17 protein-coding genes are annotated in these 16,291 nt (G+C 33.3%); 5 read left to right on the forward strand and 12 right to left on the reverse strand.

The window, feature by feature from the left end; translation table 11 throughout:
• Positions 1–307: 307 nt before the first annotated feature.
• Entirely contained in the window at positions 308–3,757 is a 3,450-nt protein-coding gene (mfd, locus tag DW761_RS01600) for a transcription-repair coupling factor (protein ID WP_117452638.1), read from the reverse strand.
• An 8-nt stretch (positions 3,758–3,765) separates the two neighbouring features.
• On the reverse strand, positions 3,766–4,326 hold the full coding sequence (gene pth, locus DW761_RS01605; protein WP_117452637.1) for an aminoacyl-tRNA hydrolase: 561 nt from the start codon (positions 4,324–4,326) through the stop codon (positions 3,766–3,768).
• Positions 4,327–4,572: 246 nt separating this feature from the next.
• Between pth and DW761_RS01610 the strand changes: the two genes are divergently transcribed.
• From DW761_RS01610 to DW761_RS01620, 3 genes are read left to right on the forward strand one after another with little or no spacing between them, the layout of a single operon-like run.
• Positions 4,573–5,013: a LytTR family DNA-binding domain-containing protein gene (locus tag DW761_RS01610; protein ID WP_117452636.1), complete on the forward strand. Its 441-nt coding sequence runs from the start codon at positions 4,573–4,575 to the stop codon at positions 5,011–5,013.
• 10 nt (positions 5,014–5,023) lie between these two features.
• Positions 5,024–5,494: a DUF3021 domain-containing protein gene (locus DW761_RS01615; RefSeq protein WP_117452635.1), complete on the forward strand. Its 471-nt coding sequence runs from the start codon at positions 5,024–5,026 to the stop codon at positions 5,492–5,494.
• A 24-nt stretch (positions 5,495–5,518) separates the two neighbouring features.
• Positions 5,519–6,328, forward strand: coding sequence for an MBL fold metallo-hydrolase (locus tag DW761_RS01620; protein ID WP_117452634.1), 810 nt, complete (start codon positions 5,519–5,521; stop codon positions 6,326–6,328).
• 46 nt (positions 6,329–6,374) lie between these two features.
• Here the strand turns inward: DW761_RS01620 and DW761_RS01625 are convergent, their stop codons facing one another.
• From DW761_RS01625 to DW761_RS01640, 4 genes are all read right to left on the reverse strand, one after another.
• Positions 6,375–6,818 carry a hypothetical protein gene (locus DW761_RS01625; protein ID WP_117516232.1) on the reverse strand — a complete coding sequence of 148 codons (444 nt, stop codon included), beginning with the start codon at positions 6,816–6,818 and terminating at the stop codon, positions 6,375–6,377.
• Positions 6,805–7,020, reverse strand: coding sequence for a helix-turn-helix transcriptional regulator (locus DW761_RS01630; protein WP_117452632.1), 216 nt, complete (start codon positions 7,018–7,020; stop codon positions 6,805–6,807). Before DW761_RS01630 ends, DW761_RS01625 begins: the two co-directional genes overlap by 14 nt.
• Positions 7,021–7,117: 97 nt before the next feature.
• Entirely contained in the window at positions 7,118–7,717 is a 600-nt protein-coding gene (locus tag DW761_RS01635) for a DUF6756 family protein (RefSeq protein ID WP_147323298.1), read from the reverse strand.
• A 42-nt stretch (positions 7,718–7,759) separates the two neighbouring features.
• Positions 7,760–7,999, reverse strand: coding sequence for a transketolase C-terminal domain-containing protein (locus tag DW761_RS01640; RefSeq protein ID WP_117516234.1), 240 nt, complete (start codon positions 7,997–7,999; stop codon positions 7,760–7,762).
• 57 nt (positions 8,000–8,056) lie between these two features.
• Here DW761_RS01640 and DW761_RS01645 point away from each other — a divergent pair, with 57 nt between their 5' ends.
• Positions 8,057–8,863 carry an HAD family hydrolase gene (locus DW761_RS01645; protein WP_158553730.1) on the forward strand — a complete coding sequence of 269 codons (807 nt, stop codon included), beginning with the start codon at positions 8,057–8,059 and terminating at the stop codon, positions 8,861–8,863.
• An 82-nt stretch (positions 8,864–8,945) separates the two neighbouring features.
• Here the strand turns inward: DW761_RS01645 and DW761_RS01650 are convergent, their stop codons facing one another.
• Genes DW761_RS01650 through DW761_RS01665 form a run of 4 tightly spaced genes read right to left on the reverse strand, consistent with a single transcriptional unit; the run spans position 8,946 to position 12,435 of the window.
• Complete coding sequence (locus tag DW761_RS01650) at positions 8,946–10,454, reverse strand: glycoside hydrolase family 1 protein (RefSeq protein ID WP_117516236.1); 1,509 nt, start codon at positions 10,452–10,454, stop codon at positions 8,946–8,948.
• Between the two features lie 19 nt (positions 10,455–10,473).
• Complete coding sequence (locus DW761_RS01655) at positions 10,474–10,803, reverse strand: PTS lactose/cellobiose transporter subunit IIA (RefSeq protein WP_117452627.1); 330 nt, start codon at positions 10,801–10,803, stop codon at positions 10,474–10,476.
• 12 nt (positions 10,804–10,815) lie between these two features.
• The gene (locus DW761_RS01660; RefSeq protein WP_117452626.1) at positions 10,816–12,105 is read right to left on the reverse strand and encodes a PTS sugar transporter subunit IIC; all 1,290 of its coding nucleotides are present in this window, start codon (positions 12,103–12,105) and stop codon (positions 10,816–10,818) included.
• A 21-nt stretch (positions 12,106–12,126) separates the two neighbouring features.
• Positions 12,127–12,435: a PTS sugar transporter subunit IIB gene (locus DW761_RS01665; RefSeq protein WP_117452625.1), complete on the reverse strand. Its 309-nt coding sequence runs from the start codon at positions 12,433–12,435 to the stop codon at positions 12,127–12,129.
• A gap of 248 nt (positions 12,436–12,683) precedes the next feature.
• Here DW761_RS01665 and DW761_RS01670 point away from each other — a divergent pair, with 248 nt between their 5' ends.
• Complete coding sequence (locus DW761_RS01670; RefSeq protein ID WP_117452624.1) at positions 12,684–14,612, forward strand: BglG family transcription antiterminator; 1,929 nt, start codon at positions 12,684–12,686, stop codon at positions 14,610–14,612.
• A 15-nt stretch (positions 14,613–14,627) separates the two neighbouring features.
• Here the strand turns inward: DW761_RS01670 and DW761_RS01675 are convergent, their stop codons facing one another.
• Together DW761_RS01675 and DW761_RS01680 are read right to left on the reverse strand one after the other, a co-directional pair.
• On the reverse strand, positions 14,628–15,392 hold the full coding sequence (locus DW761_RS01675) for an EFR1 family ferrodoxin (protein WP_117452623.1): 765 nt from the start codon (positions 15,390–15,392) through the stop codon (positions 14,628–14,630).
• Between the two features lie 13 nt (positions 15,393–15,405).
• A complete protein-coding gene (locus tag DW761_RS01680) occupies positions 15,406–16,281 on the reverse strand; it encodes a sensor histidine kinase (protein ID WP_233511350.1) in 876 nt (291 codons plus the stop codon).
• Positions 16,282–16,291 lie beyond the last annotated feature (10 nt).

A 16,291-nucleotide genomic window follows, 5' to 3' on the forward strand; every position in this document is an offset into this window, starting at 1 on the left:
CTTAACTATTTTATTAATTATACCATAATTAGTATCAGAAAATTATATATGTAAAACTTTGTTCAAAAAATATTGCAGTTCATCACAAAATTATGCAGTTCATCACATATCTGTTGACTTAATTGAAACACCGCAGTTCATAACAAAATTCTACCATTCACAACAATTTTCTTGACATATTATCATTCTTCTATGAACGGGTATTCCACTTGTTGCAGATTTCTGCCGTTCGTTACAACTTCTATTGACAAGTTACTCTCCAATTTATCTTACATATAGAGAAAAACTGATGATATTCTCATCAGTTTTATGCATTTTTTATAACTAATTCATCTGTACGCTCTAAGATTTCTACCATCTTATATAACCAATCTTTCGTCTTAGGTAGCTTCATAGAAATTTTGCTGTTCACATAACGAATACGTGTATCTTTTGATATAGATGTCATCATTTCAAACAATTTTACACCATCAATTCTGGTAGACCATGCACTCGTAAATGTCACATTGACGAACTTCTGTTCCTCAGTAATATTTTCTACATGAGGTTCATTCAATAAGATATCCAGACGTTTCTTTTCAAATAATAATTGCACTGCTTTAGGCAGTTTTCCATAATTATCTTTGATTTCTTCCTGCATATCCAATAGCTCTTTTTTAGTTGTGATCGCATCCATACGCTGATACAATGTGATTTTTTCATAATCTTCATTCGCAAATTCGTGTGGGATATACGCATCTACTTTCACATTTGCTTTTTTCATCACAGGTTTTACTTCTTTTTTAATACCCTTCTTTTCCATGATGGCACTATTTAACATTTCAATGTACATATCAATACCTACAGTATCAATAAATCCTGCCTGCTGAGGTCCCAGCATATCGCCAGCACCACGAATGGTCAAATCTCGCATGGCAATTTTATATCCACTGCCCAATTGTGTAAATTCTTTGATAGATTTTAATCGTTTCATCGCAATTTCACTTAATTGTTTATCAGGTGAATACATCAGATATGCATAGGCCAAACGATCACTTCGGCCTACTCGGCCTTTGATCTGATATAACTGACTCAAACCAAAATGATCGGCATCTTCTATTAAAATCGTATTTGCATTTGGAATATCAATACCAGTTTCAATGATAGTTGTACATACCAAAACCTGATATTTATTATCCGTAAACTGCATCATGACATCTTCGATATCATCTCGCTCCATCTTTCCATGGGCAACTCCGACTTCAATATCCGGCAGCGCTTCTCTTAGTTTAGCGGCTACGTTATATATTTCTTTTACATTGTTGTATAAATAGAATACCTGCCCATTTCTTGCCAGTTCTCGTTGTATGATTTCTTTGATCATAGAGAAGTTTTTTTCAATAACATAGGTTTGTACCGGCATACGATTTAATGGTGGTGTTTCTAGTTGTGATAAAGAACGAATACCAATCAAAGACATTTGCAGGGTTCTTGGAATTGGCGTTGCACTCAGGCTTAATACATCGACACTGTTTTTTAATTCTTTGATTTTTTCTTTATGTTCTACACCAAATCGCTGTTCCTCATCGATAACTAAAAGTCCTAAGTCTTTATAAACAACATCTTTACTTAACAGACGATGGGTACCAATCAATATATCAATCGTTCCCTCTTTTAATCCTTCTAAGATTTTTCTTTGATCTGCAGGTGTGATAAATCGATTGATAACTGCGATCGTGACAGGGAAATTTTCAAATCGTTTGATAAAGGTTTTATAGTGCTGTAAAGATAAAATTGTTGTTGGACATAAGAATGCGACCTGTTTATTATCCACAACTGCTTTGAATGCTGCACGGGCTGCGACTTCTGTTTTCCCAAATCCTACATCCCCACATAATAAACGATCCATTGGTTTATGGCTTTCCATATCCTTTTTTATTTCTCGAACAGCAATATCCTGATCTACTGTCAATTCATAAGGGAAATCTTTTTCAAATTGTTCCTGCATGGGGGTATCTTTACTGAAAGCGAATCCGATATTTTCATCACGGTTAGCATACAGATGAATCAAACGATCTGCCAGTTCCGCAATCTTTTCACTAACCTTTTTCTTGGTCTTTTCCCAATCATTGCTGCCAAGCTTATTCAGCTTTGGCGAAGCACCTTCTTTGGATACAAACTTTCTAATCAAACGGAATTGTTCAAGTGGTACCAATAGCTCCGCATCACCTTTATATACGATATGTAAAAAGTCCTTGTGGACACCATCCATCACTTTATTGATAATCCCCATATAGCGACCAATACCATGCTGATTATGTACAACATAGTCGCCAACATTCAACTCTTGATAATCGTGTAAAACTTCCGCTTCTTTAAATTTATTACTAAAACGGCTAGCTTTTTTTATTGTGTGAAACAGTTCTTTACTAGTATATACGCTGATATTTTCTTTTAGACAGGTAAAACCTTCTACCATCTTCTTACAAAGAATGGAAATACCTTCTTCCAGTGTATCCTGTTCCTTAACCTTACGATAAGCGATATTTTCTTCATTTAGAATCTTTTCTACTTGTGGAATTTCTTTATCATCCAGACATAACAATACACGGCGTTTTCTGGATTCAGTGATGATTTCTTTCATTGTTCGCTCTAAGTTGATATCTCCCAGAGCCATCGTCATGATTTGTGAAGATACAGGTTTTTTATAATCCACAAACATGTTAAATTCAATGGTTTGATGTTTGGCAAGTACTTTATTTAATTCTTCAAATACCTGAAATTTATATAATGCCTGTCCTTCTTGAAACAGTTCCTGAAGATAGGCAATATTTTCTTCCAGGATATGCTTATTTGCTTCTTTGACTTCTTCTTTACTGGATACAATAATCCATGCTTTCTGCATATAATCAAAGATTGTCGCATGTTCATCCAGATATGCATAGTAACGATATAGTCTTGCTTCCGGCATACGATTACTGATGGCATCTAAATCTTCATCTATACGATTTTTTAATGTTTCACGATAGCTTTCATGTAGCTGCGTTTCTTGTTTTGATAGTTCTTCATTTACACGTTCTGTGATACAGGCAATTTCTTTATCTGTGAATAACAGATCACTTGCTGGTACAATGTGTGCTTCCTTGATGACCTCAATGGTTCTTTGTGTAGAAATATCAAAGAAACGAATACTATCAATGATATTATCAAAGAATTCTATACGCAAAGGATGTTCATAATTCATGGAATAAACATCAATGATACCACCACGGGCGGCATAGCATAATGGCTGATCTACACGATTGACATAGGTATATCCTGCCTCAAACAGTAACGCTTTTAAATCATCGTATTCAATTTCTTGATCTGTTTTCAATGAGATGAAATGCTGTTGAAATACTTCTGGAGATGGCATATAGCGAATAGCGGCTGCCGTATTCAATACCACAATACGTGGTTTTCCATCCATCATTGCTGCCATAGACTCCATCTGATTTGCTTTACTTTCAGGTGAAGCTGCAATTGCTTCTACACGTAAAGAATCTTCCATGACGAAAAGCAGCACATCGTCTTCTAGCAGGGTGGTTAAACGCTCGTAAAGCTTTTGTGCTGTATAAGTATTATTCTTGATCACAAACAGATTTTTTGGCTGTTGTTTGAAAGCCGCAGCCAATAGTAATGCTTCCTCACTTAAGGATAAATTGCCCAGATTGCTTTGCTTATGCAGAATGCTTTGTAAGGCTTCATTATCCTTTAGTTCTCTTAATAAGATATCCATGTTCTCACCTATTTCTTATTGAAATTACTCATGGTATCCACAAAGGAATGCGTGATGGAAAAGATAGCGGCATCTTTCGCATTTGCGACAGCTTTTTCATACTCTGCCTGATCTTCTTTTCTAATTTTTCCAAGTACCCAGTCAACAACAGGGACCCGTGCATCTTTGCCGATACCAACGCGAATACGTTTAAAGTCTTGGGTATGTAAATGTGCAATGATACTTTTTACACCATTTTGTCCTCCGGCACTGCCTTTTTCACGTAGACGGATTTTACCAACTGGCATATCCATATCATCATAAATGACAAGAATATCCTCCACATCCACATGATAGAATTTCACAGCTTCAATCAATGCCTCTCCACTGTTATTCATATACGTTTGTGGTTTCATTAACATGACCTGTTCCCCACCGATACGGGTAGTCGCAATGAGTGCCTTAAACTTTTTCTGTTCGATAGAAACTCCACATTCTTTCGCAATTTCATCCATGACTTTGAATCCAGAATTGTGTCTTGTATTTTCATATTCCTTACCAGGATTTCCTAATCCTACGATAATTTTCATGTTCATCACCTCAATAGCTTTTACATTATAACGCAAAACTATGAAAAAGCATAACTATTTTGTTCTTTTTTCTATAATATATTTTCAAGTACCAAAACATTCTTCAAAAATGTAGAAACCATGTAAAAATTCTTTTCTTTATATATGAAAAATGACCACTTATATGAAAATATAGGCCACCTATCGTTTTATACTAGATGAAAGAAGGATTGATTGCTATACTGTAACTGTCAAAGGGGTGATCGTATGCAGGTAGAGGTAAAAATTGATGATCATTATACAGAACCAAAAGTTATCATCTTAACTGATAAAATGAATGATGAAATAAATGAACTCATCAAAAAGATATCAGATGAAACACCACAGGTGATTTTAGGTTTTCAAGATAATATCATGCGAATTTTAGAGGAAGAGCATATCATACACATTTATTCAGAAAATGGTAAGATACTGGCAGAAACAGATGATGGCATATATCAACTGCGTTTACGTTTATATGAAGTGGAGAAACGTCTGGATTCACATCGATTTATACGGATTTCTAATTCAGAAATTGTCAATCTTAGTAAGATTAAGGAATTTGATTTAAGTTTTGTCGGCACCATTTGTGTTTCTTTATCAAATGGTAAAGTCACTTATGTTTCACGCCGTTATGTCACAAAAATGAAACGTATATTAGGAATATGAGGTGAAGAAAATGAAAAAACAAATGATTCTAAGAGGTTTATTAGGCTTTCCATTAGGTATCGCTATTGGTTATGTTATTACAATTATCATTTCTTTGATATGGGCACATGGATATTATTCTCCTGTGATTCCAGATTTAATTGATTATGTAGGAAGTGAAATTTATGCTGTGATTTTACAGACTTTCCTGTGTGGTGTTATGGGTAGTGGCTTTGCGATGGCTTCGATGATATGGGAGCATGAGGAGTGGAGTATCGCAAAACAAACAGGATTATATTTTATGATATCCGCTATGTTAATGCTGCCAATTGCTTATGTTTTAAACTGGATGGAACATACATTCATGGGATTTATCACATATCTTAGCATATTTATCTTTATCTTCGTTATCGTTTGGCTCACGCAATATTTTATATGGAAAATTAAAATAAAAAGATTAAACAGGGGTGTATATCATCTAAAAAAGAAGTATACTGAATAAGAATAAAATAAGGGAGGATTTCGTATGAGAATTATTGTTTTAGTGGATAATCATACACATTCTGATTTAAGCGCTCAGCATGGTTTGTCAATATATGTAGAAACACAAAAGCATCGAATTTTGATAGATTGTGGGCAGGATGATACATTTATCAAGAATGCTGAATTATTAGGAATTGATTTAAAGCTTGTGGATATTTGTATTATCACACATGGGCATTATGATCATGGTGGTGGATTGCCATATTTTATGGAAATCAATAAAACTGCGGATATCTATATTCAGGAGCAGGCTAAACAAGCATTTTATTCAGGAAGAAATGATGGATATCATTACATGGGATTACCGAAAACTATCCTACACTCTTCACGTATTACCTGGTTATCTTCCAATTTTACCATAGATGATGGTATGATGATAATACAAAATACTTGTCATTTATACCCGGAACCAGTGTTGAATTCTTCTTTGATGGTAGAACATCAAAATGGTTTAGAAAAAGATTCATTTAATCATGAACAAAGTGTGATTATCAAAGATAAAGAAACCGTCTTATTTGGAGGATGTGCACATCAGGGTATCTTAAATATTTTATCCTGTGCGAAAAAGATTGCGCCTGATATTGCTTATGTTTTTAGTGGTTTTCATTTATCCAGTAATTCCCGTGGCGTATTAGAAAATGATGAAACCATGCATCAATTGATGGAATGTTTAAAGAAGGAACCCATTGCGTTTTATACAGGACATTGTACAGGGGAAAAATGTTTTGAAGATTTAGAGAAAGCTTGCCCGAATGTTCATGGATTTTATTGCGGTTTTACTTTAGAAATATAAAATATCCGACCATATTGGAGTTGTATTCCATTTTGGTCGGACTTTTTTAATGTTTTTTCAATAGATGTTGGTAAATGATATTGAAGGAAACAATTTGAAAGATAAGAAATGCTGCCAGATAAAATACCATAACTTTTGTGTTTTCCAATACTTCTAATGATCCTAATATTGAGAATATTACTGTAGAAGCACTAATGATCATTATATTTATGATGAATATATATCGTGCTGATTGATTAGCAAGTTTATTTTTTAATTCATCATGTTGCTCGATATGTTGATTTTCAAGTATTTCTGTGAATTCTTGTTTATGATCAGGATGATTCCAGTAGAAATATTTCATCACAAATGCAATTCCTGGCACAATGCCGGCTCCGGCAAATCCAAACAATAAACCATCAAGCTTCGTTTCTGTAGTAAGAGCAAAGTATAAACAAACCGCACCAATGAAGATGTATATGATACCAGTGATAAAATTACTTTTTTTCATTTGATTTACTCCTTTCATGAAGAAATATTTCTTCTATACAAATGCCAAAAAAATCAGAGATGATAAAGGCCAATTCCAAAGAGGGATTATATTTGCCATTTTCAATAGAACTGACTGTCTGTCGGGATACTTTGATTGCTTTCGCAAATTCTTCCTGACTTAATCCTAAGTTCTTTCTTAACTCTTCAACCTTATTTTCCAATCTTAGGCCTCCTCTCTAATGTAAAGGTTCCTTTACACCTATAATTTAACATACCTTTCGTATTATATCAAGGTTCCTTTACATATCCATATGAATATTATTCGATACTACTTAAATTTAAACTTTTTCCAATAAAAGATACAACATCATGATGATTGAATCCTATCAGCCATTCATATTTTTTTGAAACAATATAATAATCTGACCAGCCAATATCTAAAAATGCGGTTTGATTTAATAAATCTAGTGTTTGAATTAAATCTTTCACATAACTTTCAAATATCCAAAACTTTTCACCTGTATCATAAAAACCTCCACGATCAATCAAAAAATATACCATATTCTTTTCCGATATAATATTTGTTAACTGATGATACCACTCTGTATAATTTACAGGATAAGATCCCCTAAAATCTTTCATACTTTTCTTACTGTAGCCATTTATATTCGCCCAATGTAAGCCATTTTTATATGTTTTAGATTTATCCGCATAACGCTCACAAATTTTATAATAAACATCTTCTGCTTGTGTATCAGAAAGCTTATGAAAACGTTCTTTTGAAACACCACTTTTTTCAATAAGCTCACTTTCAAATCGTAGTAATGCAATTCCTTCTAAATATTTTTTCATATAATCTATCCCCTTTTTCTTGTCTATTATATAACGATTTTTCATAAAATATATATTTTTATTCATACATAAAACATCCATCTAGCATATCACCAGATGGATGTCATTCTACAATAGTTCATTTAATTTTTTCAATATACTTGCTGCATTGATTTCATATTTCTCTAATAATTCTTCTGGCTTACCACTTTCTCCAAAGGTGTCCATCACTGCAACTGGTATCACTTTACATGAATAATCATTTTGTACGATTACTTCACTTACTGCACTGAATAAACCGCCGATTACACTATGTTCTTCACATGTGATGATGACATCATAAAAACTTATCTTATTATACCTTCTCAAATCATATTATTCGCGTTATACTTAATATATTAATATAGAAAAATGGGAGAAATATATATGAATGAACAGAAAATAATACAATTAAAAGAACACATAAAAGCTGTATTCTTTGATATTGATGGAACATATTATGATCAAATTACCCATCGCATCCCTGATTCAAATATTCAGGCTGTCAAAGCACTTCAACAACATGGATACAAAGTAGCACTAGCAAGTGCCAGACCTTTTTCCAGTGCTATAGAGCTGCCTGTTTTAAAAGATATAAACTGGGATGGAATCGTATCCGCTGGTGGTCAAGAGGTTTATGATGAACATTATCAACTGATTGAGGAAAATAGCTTCTCACAAGATGAATTAAATGAAATATTTCGTATTGCCCAGAAACATCAGATTCCTGCTTATATTGTAGGCGATGACAACTTTTTTACAATGGATAGTTCTCTTTTAGAACCCTTTAAATCACGCTTTCACTTAACCGTTGATAAGATACATCCCTATCATGGAGAAAAGGCTTTATTGATAACATTGCTTATGCCGATTGGTTTTTCATATGAACCTTATTTTCAACATATGCCAAATGTTCGCATTCAATATACTGGAGGAACCAATACTGATTTATTCCCTAAAGATGTCACAAAACCTAGTGGTATTCATACATTAATGAAATATTGGAACTTAGCAGATAATGCATATATGGCATTTGGCGATAGTGGAAGTGATATTGAAATGATGGAAGATGCCATGCTTGGTGTATGTATGGGCAATGGCAGCGAACAATGTAAACAATCAGCAGATATCTTATGTGGCAGAAGTGATCAGGATGGTATTTATAACTTTCTAAAAAGTTTTGATTTCATATAATCTTTGATATTAAACGAATTTTTGGGATATAACGACTACATATATAATTATAAAAGAAAAAAAGCCAGACATTTTGTCTGACTTAATTATTCTCTAAATCCGCACCATTAGATGCTATCACTTTCTTGTAGTAATAGAAAGATTTTTTCTTACTACGTTTTCCAGTACCATTTCCATAATCATCATAATCTACATAAATCATACCATAACGTTTTGTCATTTCTGATGTTCCAGAAGATACTAAGTCAATAGGACCCCACCATGCATATCCAAATACATCCACACCATCTTTGATAGCTTCATGCATTTGTTCGATATGAGCTTTCATATATTCAATACGATAATCATCCTCTACATAACCATTTTCATCTACATGATCTACAGCACCTAAGCCATTTTCTGAGATAAAGATTGGCAAATGATAACGATCATAAATATGATTTAATGTAATTCTAAATCCGATTGGATCAATTGGCCATCCCCATGCAGACATCTTCAAGTTAGGATTTTTAATATCTGATACTAATCTTCCTGTTGGCTTAGGTACTGTTTCACCTTTGTAACGCATAACATATGTCATGTAATAACTGATTGTGATGAAATCTACACAGCCTTCTTTTAAAATCTTTTCATCATTTGGTTCCATTTTGATATGAATATCATTTTCATCAAAGAAGCGTTGCATGTAATATGGATATTCCCCTTTTGCCTGTACATCTGTAAAGAACCAGTTGAAATGATCTTCAAATAATACCTGTAGCTGATCTTCTGGTTTTGCGCTTTCTGCATAGTTTTCTAAACGACACAGCATATTTCCCATTTTTGCGTTTAGATCGATTTCATGACATTTCTTAACTGCTAATGCACTTGCGACCATTTGATTGTGTACAGCCTGGAATTTCAATTGCCAATTACCCAGATAGTTATTACCTGATTCTGGTGTTGGTGCACCATCTAAGATCATTCCACTACTTGTAAAAGGATTAGATAATACATTATTGATTTCATTAAATGTTAACCAGTATTTTACTTTTCCCTTATATCGTTTAATGACTGTTTCTACATATTTTACAAAGGCATCTACCGTATGACGACTTAAGAAACCGCCATATTCTTCCGCTAAGTGTAAAGGTGTATCAAAATGAGATAATGTTACCATTGGTTCGATTCCATATTTTATACATTCATCGAATACATGATCATAAAATTGTAGACCTTCTTCATTTGGTGTATCATCATCGCCATTTGGAAAAATTCTTGACCAGGAAATACTCATTCTAAAAACTTTAAATCCCATTTCTGCGAATAGTGCAATATCTTCTTTATAATGATGATAGAAGTCAATGCCACGTCTTTTCGGAAGCTCCCAGTTTTCCGGATGTAGTTTCATATCTTCTACCATTTCTTTTGATGCGGCATTGTGTGGTACATGTACATCATAAGGTCCTTCTGTTGCTCGTATTTCTTTTGTGATCAATCGTGCAAAGTCAGAAGTCGCAGGTCCTCTGCCTCCTTCATTCCAGGCACCTTCTATTTGATTTGCGGCAGTTGCGCCACCCCATAAAAACCCTTTTGGAAATTCTGAATTCATAATAAATTAGCTCCTTTTTCTATTTATTCATCTCATATAAAGCATTAAAGACTGGCATCATTTTCTGAGCCATTCTCAGCTCTGTATTGATTGTCATAATGGTATCCTGTGCATGGATAAACAGTAATGAATATTCTGTTTCTTCTCCACTTACCTGTCCCTGTATTACTTTTGTTTGTGCAATATGTGCTTTTACAATATCATCTTCTGCTTTTTTTAACAGTTCCTCTGCTTTATCAAAATGGAATAATGCCATTTCTTCTAAGGACTGATCAATATTTTCTCTACCATTACCAGCATTTAAAATTACTTCCATGGCAACAACATTAATATCTGTTTTATTTTCCATGTGCAACACATCCTATTCTTCAGTTACTTTTGCTTGTTTAGCGGCAAGCTTTGCGGCTTTTTTAGCTGCCTTTTCTTTTTCTTTGATGATTTCTTTCTCTGCCATATCTTTATCAGCGGCTTTAAAGAATGGATACCATACAACAGCTGCGACTGCTAAGTTGATCAAAACGATAACTGCATTTCTCCAATCTCCACCAGACATGATAAATGCACAAATTGGATTTGGTAAGAAGTTCATGTCGAAGTTTACATAATGAATTGTGCCAAAGCCGTATGTTAAACACAACCATGTAATTGCAGGCAATAATATACTTAAAACAACGGTTGGTATAAACATGAATGGGTTATTAACAATTGCGCCATACTGCAATGGTTCATTGATATTGAAACAGCTTGGAATAATTGTCGCTTTCCCTAACAGACGATAACGTTTGCTTTTTGCGAATAACATCATGATAGCGACAGGTAGTGTTGCGCCCTGTCCACCAATGTGATAATAACGACTTGCGCCAAAGGAATATACATTTGTTGCGGCTTTACCAGCAGCCATCATTGCTGCATTTTCTGCAATCGCTGCCTGTGTAATTGTACGTGTAACAGGAGTAAATACCCATCCACTGATACCAAAGAAATAGAAGATATTCTGTAAACATACGATTGTAATAAATCCAGGCAAACTCTGTGCAAACCCGGTTACTGGTTTCATTAAGAACTGAACCATTGTAAATACATCAACCTTAAGCACAAATGTCACAATATATCCTGCAAATAAGCTTAGTAAAATTGCGATAATATTATCAAACCAGTTTTTTACGAAATCTGGCAATACACTATCTTCACCAAAGAAAGAAAATCTTGCCAGACAACGATAGATCACTGCCACAATTAATCCTACAAACATTGCGGTAAACATACCACCAGCGCCAAATTTACCTAAATCAACAAGGGAACCACCATCGGTTTTTGTGATATTCATACATAACATGAACGTACCGATACCTGTAAAACCAGCAATCAGGGAACGGTCTTTCTTTTCTTCCTTTACCAGACAGTTATAAGGAATAATAAATACGACAAACAATCCGATTAAGCCAAAGGAATACTGGCTAAGTGGTGATAAATCTGGTAATTCTGGGAAAAACTTTAATAGAATTGACCATAAACTTGGAATGGCACTTACCATTGAGAATGGTACGATATACAAGATAGCATCTGCCACAATACTGAACCAGTAATTTGATGTTATCTTATTTGAAATTGGTACTAAATACTTTTCTATCCATGCTTGAATCTTTTTCATAATCCTTTTCCTCTCTTATTTTTATTCTTCCATTAAATCTAATGCTGTTTCTAAAATACTTTCCCCATCCAAAGCAGCATAATCATCAGGGTCTATGGATGTAACTTTTACACCATGATCATTTAGCTGATTTTGATATTTCGCTACTTCACTTGAAAAGTGAGGTCCCAGCAACAATACATCAATTTTATCTGCGTATTCCATTACCTGTGATTTACTGACTGCATGTACACTAACGTCTAATCCCTGCTGTTTCGCAATCTTTCGCATATTTGCTGCCATAAATCCGGTAGATGCGCCAATTCCACATGCTAATAAAATTCTTATCATTTTTCATTTCTCCTTTCTCTTTCGACACCTATACTATAATCAAGATTCAAGTTTTCTTCTAACACACTTTTTTCCGACATGCCGGCAATATAGATGACTTGCCACCTAAGAGGAAAAATTATAATTTTTCTTTATATCACATTTGATATAAGATATATATATCCTACCATAGTAAGGTATAAAATAAATAGGATTCATAAAATACATATGATATAATCAAACAAGGGATAACAGGAGATATTAACATCATGAAAAAGGATAAAATGATTGAATTGATCAATGTTTTAAAAAGTTCATCTGCATGGCTTTCATCTGCCTCTTTATCAAAAATGATAGGTGTTAGTGAAAGGACAATTCGCAATTATATTAATGAAATAAATGAAGAACAGTGCCAGCTGATTGAATCTTCAAAATATGGCTATCGTATCCGTACCGATTTACCAGATACAATCGAAGATAAAACAGAAGAAATTATAGATGCACGTTCCCATCTGGTTTTATCAAAGCTACTATCATCTAAAGAAGGTATTTCTGTATTTGATATCGCAGAAGAACTGCATGTGAGTGAAAGCACCATTATGAATAATGTCTTGCCAAAGATTAAAAAGTTAGTGAAAAATTTCAATATAAAAATTCAAACGCACGATTACCAATTTTATTTAAGCGGCAATGAACAGGATAAAAGAAAACTGGTAGGTCATATTGCGACTAATAATGTATATGGCTATTTTACATCTACAGAAACCTTAAAAAAGCTGTTTCCTTCCTTTGATATCGATCAGGTTTTACATGAACTGTACAACATCTGTCAGGATTGTGAATTGTTGTTGAATAATTATGCTTTAAACAATCTTCTGGTACATATATTGATTATCATTATTCGCTTAGAATCAAAAAATACGTTAAATACATCGGATAACTTAATTGATGCCAATAAATTGATTGAACATTTTGACCAGAAGAATGAAATAATCGAGCTTGCGAACAGAATTGCACAATTCTTTGAAAATACATATAACAGTACCATTCCTGAAAAAGATTTCCAACAGATTCTTATATTAATTGCTTTATCAATAGAACACTATTCATTTGATGATTTAGATTTTAATAAACTTTCTAATTTTATTGATCAACGGTTTTTAGATAATATCATGTTGATTGCGCAGGAAATGATTACCCGTTATGATATTCCAAAGATTGATGATGATTTTCTTCTTCAATTTACTTTGCATATGTATAATGTTTATCAACGTGCTACTTATCATGTAAGTTATCCAAATCCAATTGGTTCTCAAATAAAGAAGGATTATGCGCCAATTTATGATATGGCTGTATTCTTTGCACATAAATTTGCGGTACTTTATCATATAGAAATTAATGAAGATGAGATTGCCTTTATCGCATTCCATATTGGTGCTTATTTAGAACGAAATAAGAGTAGAAAAGATATTGTTTCCTGCATTGTGATTGTGGAAGATTATCATGACTTTGCTAGAAAACTTGTGAATGATTTAGAAGCTAATTTCCATGATGAAATGGTTATTTTAGATGTAATGTCCTATAATCGTTTTGTATTACTTAAACCTAAAAGTGATCTATTATTAACCACTATACAATCAACAATCCAACATCCGCATAAAATTACAATTAATCCCATTCTGACAAAACAGAATATATTTAAAATATGGAATGAAATTGAAGAAATTCAAGAAGTAAAGAAACGTATTTACGCAAAAGTCTTTCTAGAACAGATGCTATATCCAGAGCTGTTTGTGAGAAATGTATATTTGAATAATGTTCAAGAATATATTGAATATTTAGGACAGCTTTGTATTGATCAAAAATTTATACAGCCAAATTTCATTAAAGATGTATTATTGAGAGAATCCGTTTCTAGTACGGCTTTTACAGATTGTCTGGCAATTCCACATGCGATCAATCAATATGCAGAGCACTCTTTCATTTGTGTATTACATAATGATACGCCAATTCCATGGGGCAGGCATCAGGTAAAATTTGTGTTGATGATTGGTATTGCTCAACAGGATATGAAATATTTTAAAGATGCTTTTGACCTGATTATTGATTTGTATTCTTCTGTTGATAAAACCGTACAAATATTAAATACAGACACCTTTGAAGAATTTAAAGAAGTATTTATATCATCTAAAGCATAACAAAAATTGGAAGAATTACTCCTCCAATTTTTTTACATTTTCACAAGTATAGCGTGGCAATCCTTTACTATGTTTCCCATATTCTATTGCCTCTTTAGGGCAACGAGAAATACATGCCATACAGTGGGTACATTGATTTCCCCATACCGGTTTGCCATTTGAAAGCTGAATATTATGGAGAGGACAAACATTTGCACACTTGCCACAAGAAATACAATCATCAAGAACATAGAACTTTTTCGCATGGACAAACAATGGATAAAAGAGCTTATTTATAACACTACTGCTGATTTTGTCATTAAAAGATACATTAGGATGCTTAAAGCTTTGTCCATTTTTGATACAAACCGCAGCCAGATCGATAACCTTTTCTGCACGACCAATTATTTTAGAAGCTTCTTCCTTTGTTGGAGTAGAAAACATCGCTATATAATTCTCTGGCATGATAATTTCCATACAGCCACGATTGTTCATCTTTATATCCTGACAAAGTTTTTCAATATATTTACCAGCATTACCAATACTACCACCACAAGTCATCACAAAATAGATATCCTGATTACCTTGAAGTGGTGTATTCTTTAACCAGTGTTCTACAATACGTGGAATTCTCCATGCATAAGTAGGCACAACGATTACCCATGGCCGTTTGGATTGTAATGGTGAAAAATCGTTATCTTTGATTTTTTCAAATAGATGCAATACTTCATCATTAATCATTTTACCTATTCTTTTCGCAATATATGCACTGTTTCCTGTGCCTGAAAAATATAATATCATAAACACTGCCCTCCTATTTATAATATATGATAATAGATAAGTTATCTTCTTTTAATTCTGCCTCAACCCGCCAATGCATAGCTTCTGCCATATCTTTTACATTCGCAAGTCCTAATCCACTGGATGTATGATGACGTGATGGATCGCCTTTGTAGAAACGATCAAACAGCTTATCTACTTCAAGATTTTCTTCATTTACCTGATTACTAAAACGCATGAAATTCTGTTTTTGAATAATAGAAAAAGAAGTGTTTCCGTATTTTAATACATTATGAATTAGATTCTGAAAGATTCTTGTCACAAATTCTTTATTTGCATGAACCATAAGCTGTTCATTTTCAAATGCAATATATGGCTCTATTTGTTTCTTTTCAAAATCATAATAATAGGACGCAAATACTTTACACAATATTGGATATATTTGTATTTCAGAAGTTTCAATGGTAAATTCATCATCATTTAATTTAGAATGCATAAATAAATCTTCTAACATATTTTTTAAGGATATCAATCGTGCCCGGATAACATCAATATATTTATTTCTTTCTGTTTCCTGTTTACTTTCCTGTAACAGATCTAAATATCCCTGCATGCTGGTTAATGGTGTTCGCATATCATGTGACATACCCGCAATCAAAGTCTGCATTTCTCGTTCCTTTTTCAATGCAATTTCTTCATGCTTAGAGATCTCTTCATATAAGCCATTAATATCTTTACAAAGCTCTTTTATTTCTTGAAAGCTTGTGGATGATGCGATTTCAAAATGACTCATACACTCATTTTTATATGTAATTTGACGATGAATGGTCTGTATATCTTTTTTCAGCAACAAAAAAGAGGTTAAGCTTATGATAAAACAAATGCCTAATATCAGACAAAGTATCCACATATGCTTACCC

The sequence above is a fragment of the Absiella sp. AM29-15 genome, assembly GCF_003434225.1.
Classification (GTDB): domain Bacteria; phylum Bacillota_I; class Bacilli_A; order Erysipelotrichales; family Erysipelotrichaceae; genus Hoskinsella; species Hoskinsella hominis.

Excerpts from the sequence above, each read along its gene's own strand:
- mfd (WP_117452638.1), bottom strand. The coding sequence starts at position 3,757 with ATGGATATCTTATTAAGAGAACTAAAGGATAATGAAGCCTTACAAAGC.
- pth (WP_117452637.1), bottom strand. The coding sequence starts at position 4,326 with ATGAAAATTATCGTAGGATTAGGAAATCCTGGTAAGGAATATGAAAAT.
- DW761_RS01610 (WP_117452636.1), top strand. The coding sequence starts at position 4,573 with ATGCAGGTAGAGGTAAAAATTGATGATCATTATACAGAACCAAAAGTT.
- DW761_RS01615 (WP_117452635.1), top strand. The coding sequence starts at position 5,024 with ATGAAAAAACAAATGATTCTAAGAGGTTTATTAGGCTTTCCATTAGGT.
- DW761_RS01620 (WP_117452634.1), top strand. The coding sequence starts at position 5,519 with ATGAGAATTATTGTTTTAGTGGATAATCATACACATTCTGATTTAAGC.
- DW761_RS01625 (WP_117516232.1), bottom strand. The coding sequence starts at position 6,818 with ATGAAAAAAAGTAATTTTATCACTGGTATCATATACATCTTCATTGGT.
- DW761_RS01635 (WP_147323298.1), bottom strand. The coding sequence starts at position 7,717 with ATGAATAAAAATATATATTTTATGAAAAATCGTTATATAATAGACAAG.
- DW761_RS01645 (WP_158553730.1), top strand. The coding sequence starts at position 8,057 with ATGAATGAACAGAAAATAATACAATTAAAAGAACACATAAAAGCTGTA.
- DW761_RS01650 (WP_117516236.1), bottom strand. The coding sequence starts at position 10,454 with ATGAATTCAGAATTTCCAAAAGGGTTTTTATGGGGTGGCGCAACTGCC.
- DW761_RS01655 (WP_117452627.1), bottom strand. The coding sequence starts at position 10,803 with ATGGAAAATAAAACAGATATTAATGTTGTTGCCATGGAAGTAATTTTA.
- DW761_RS01660 (WP_117452626.1), bottom strand. The coding sequence starts at position 12,105 with ATGAAAAAGATTCAAGCATGGATAGAAAAGTATTTAGTACCAATTTCA.
- DW761_RS01665 (WP_117452625.1), bottom strand. The coding sequence starts at position 12,435 with ATGATAAGAATTTTATTAGCATGTGGAATTGGCGCATCTACCGGATTT.
- DW761_RS01670 (WP_117452624.1), top strand. The coding sequence starts at position 12,684 with ATGAAAAAGGATAAAATGATTGAATTGATCAATGTTTTAAAAAGTTCA.
- DW761_RS01675 (WP_117452623.1), bottom strand. The coding sequence starts at position 15,392 with ATGATATTATATTTTTCAGGCACAGGAAACAGTGCATATATTGCGAAA.
- DW761_RS01680 (WP_233511350.1), bottom strand. The coding sequence starts at position 16,281 with ATGTGGATACTTTGTCTGATATTAGGCATTTGTTTTATCATAAGCTTA.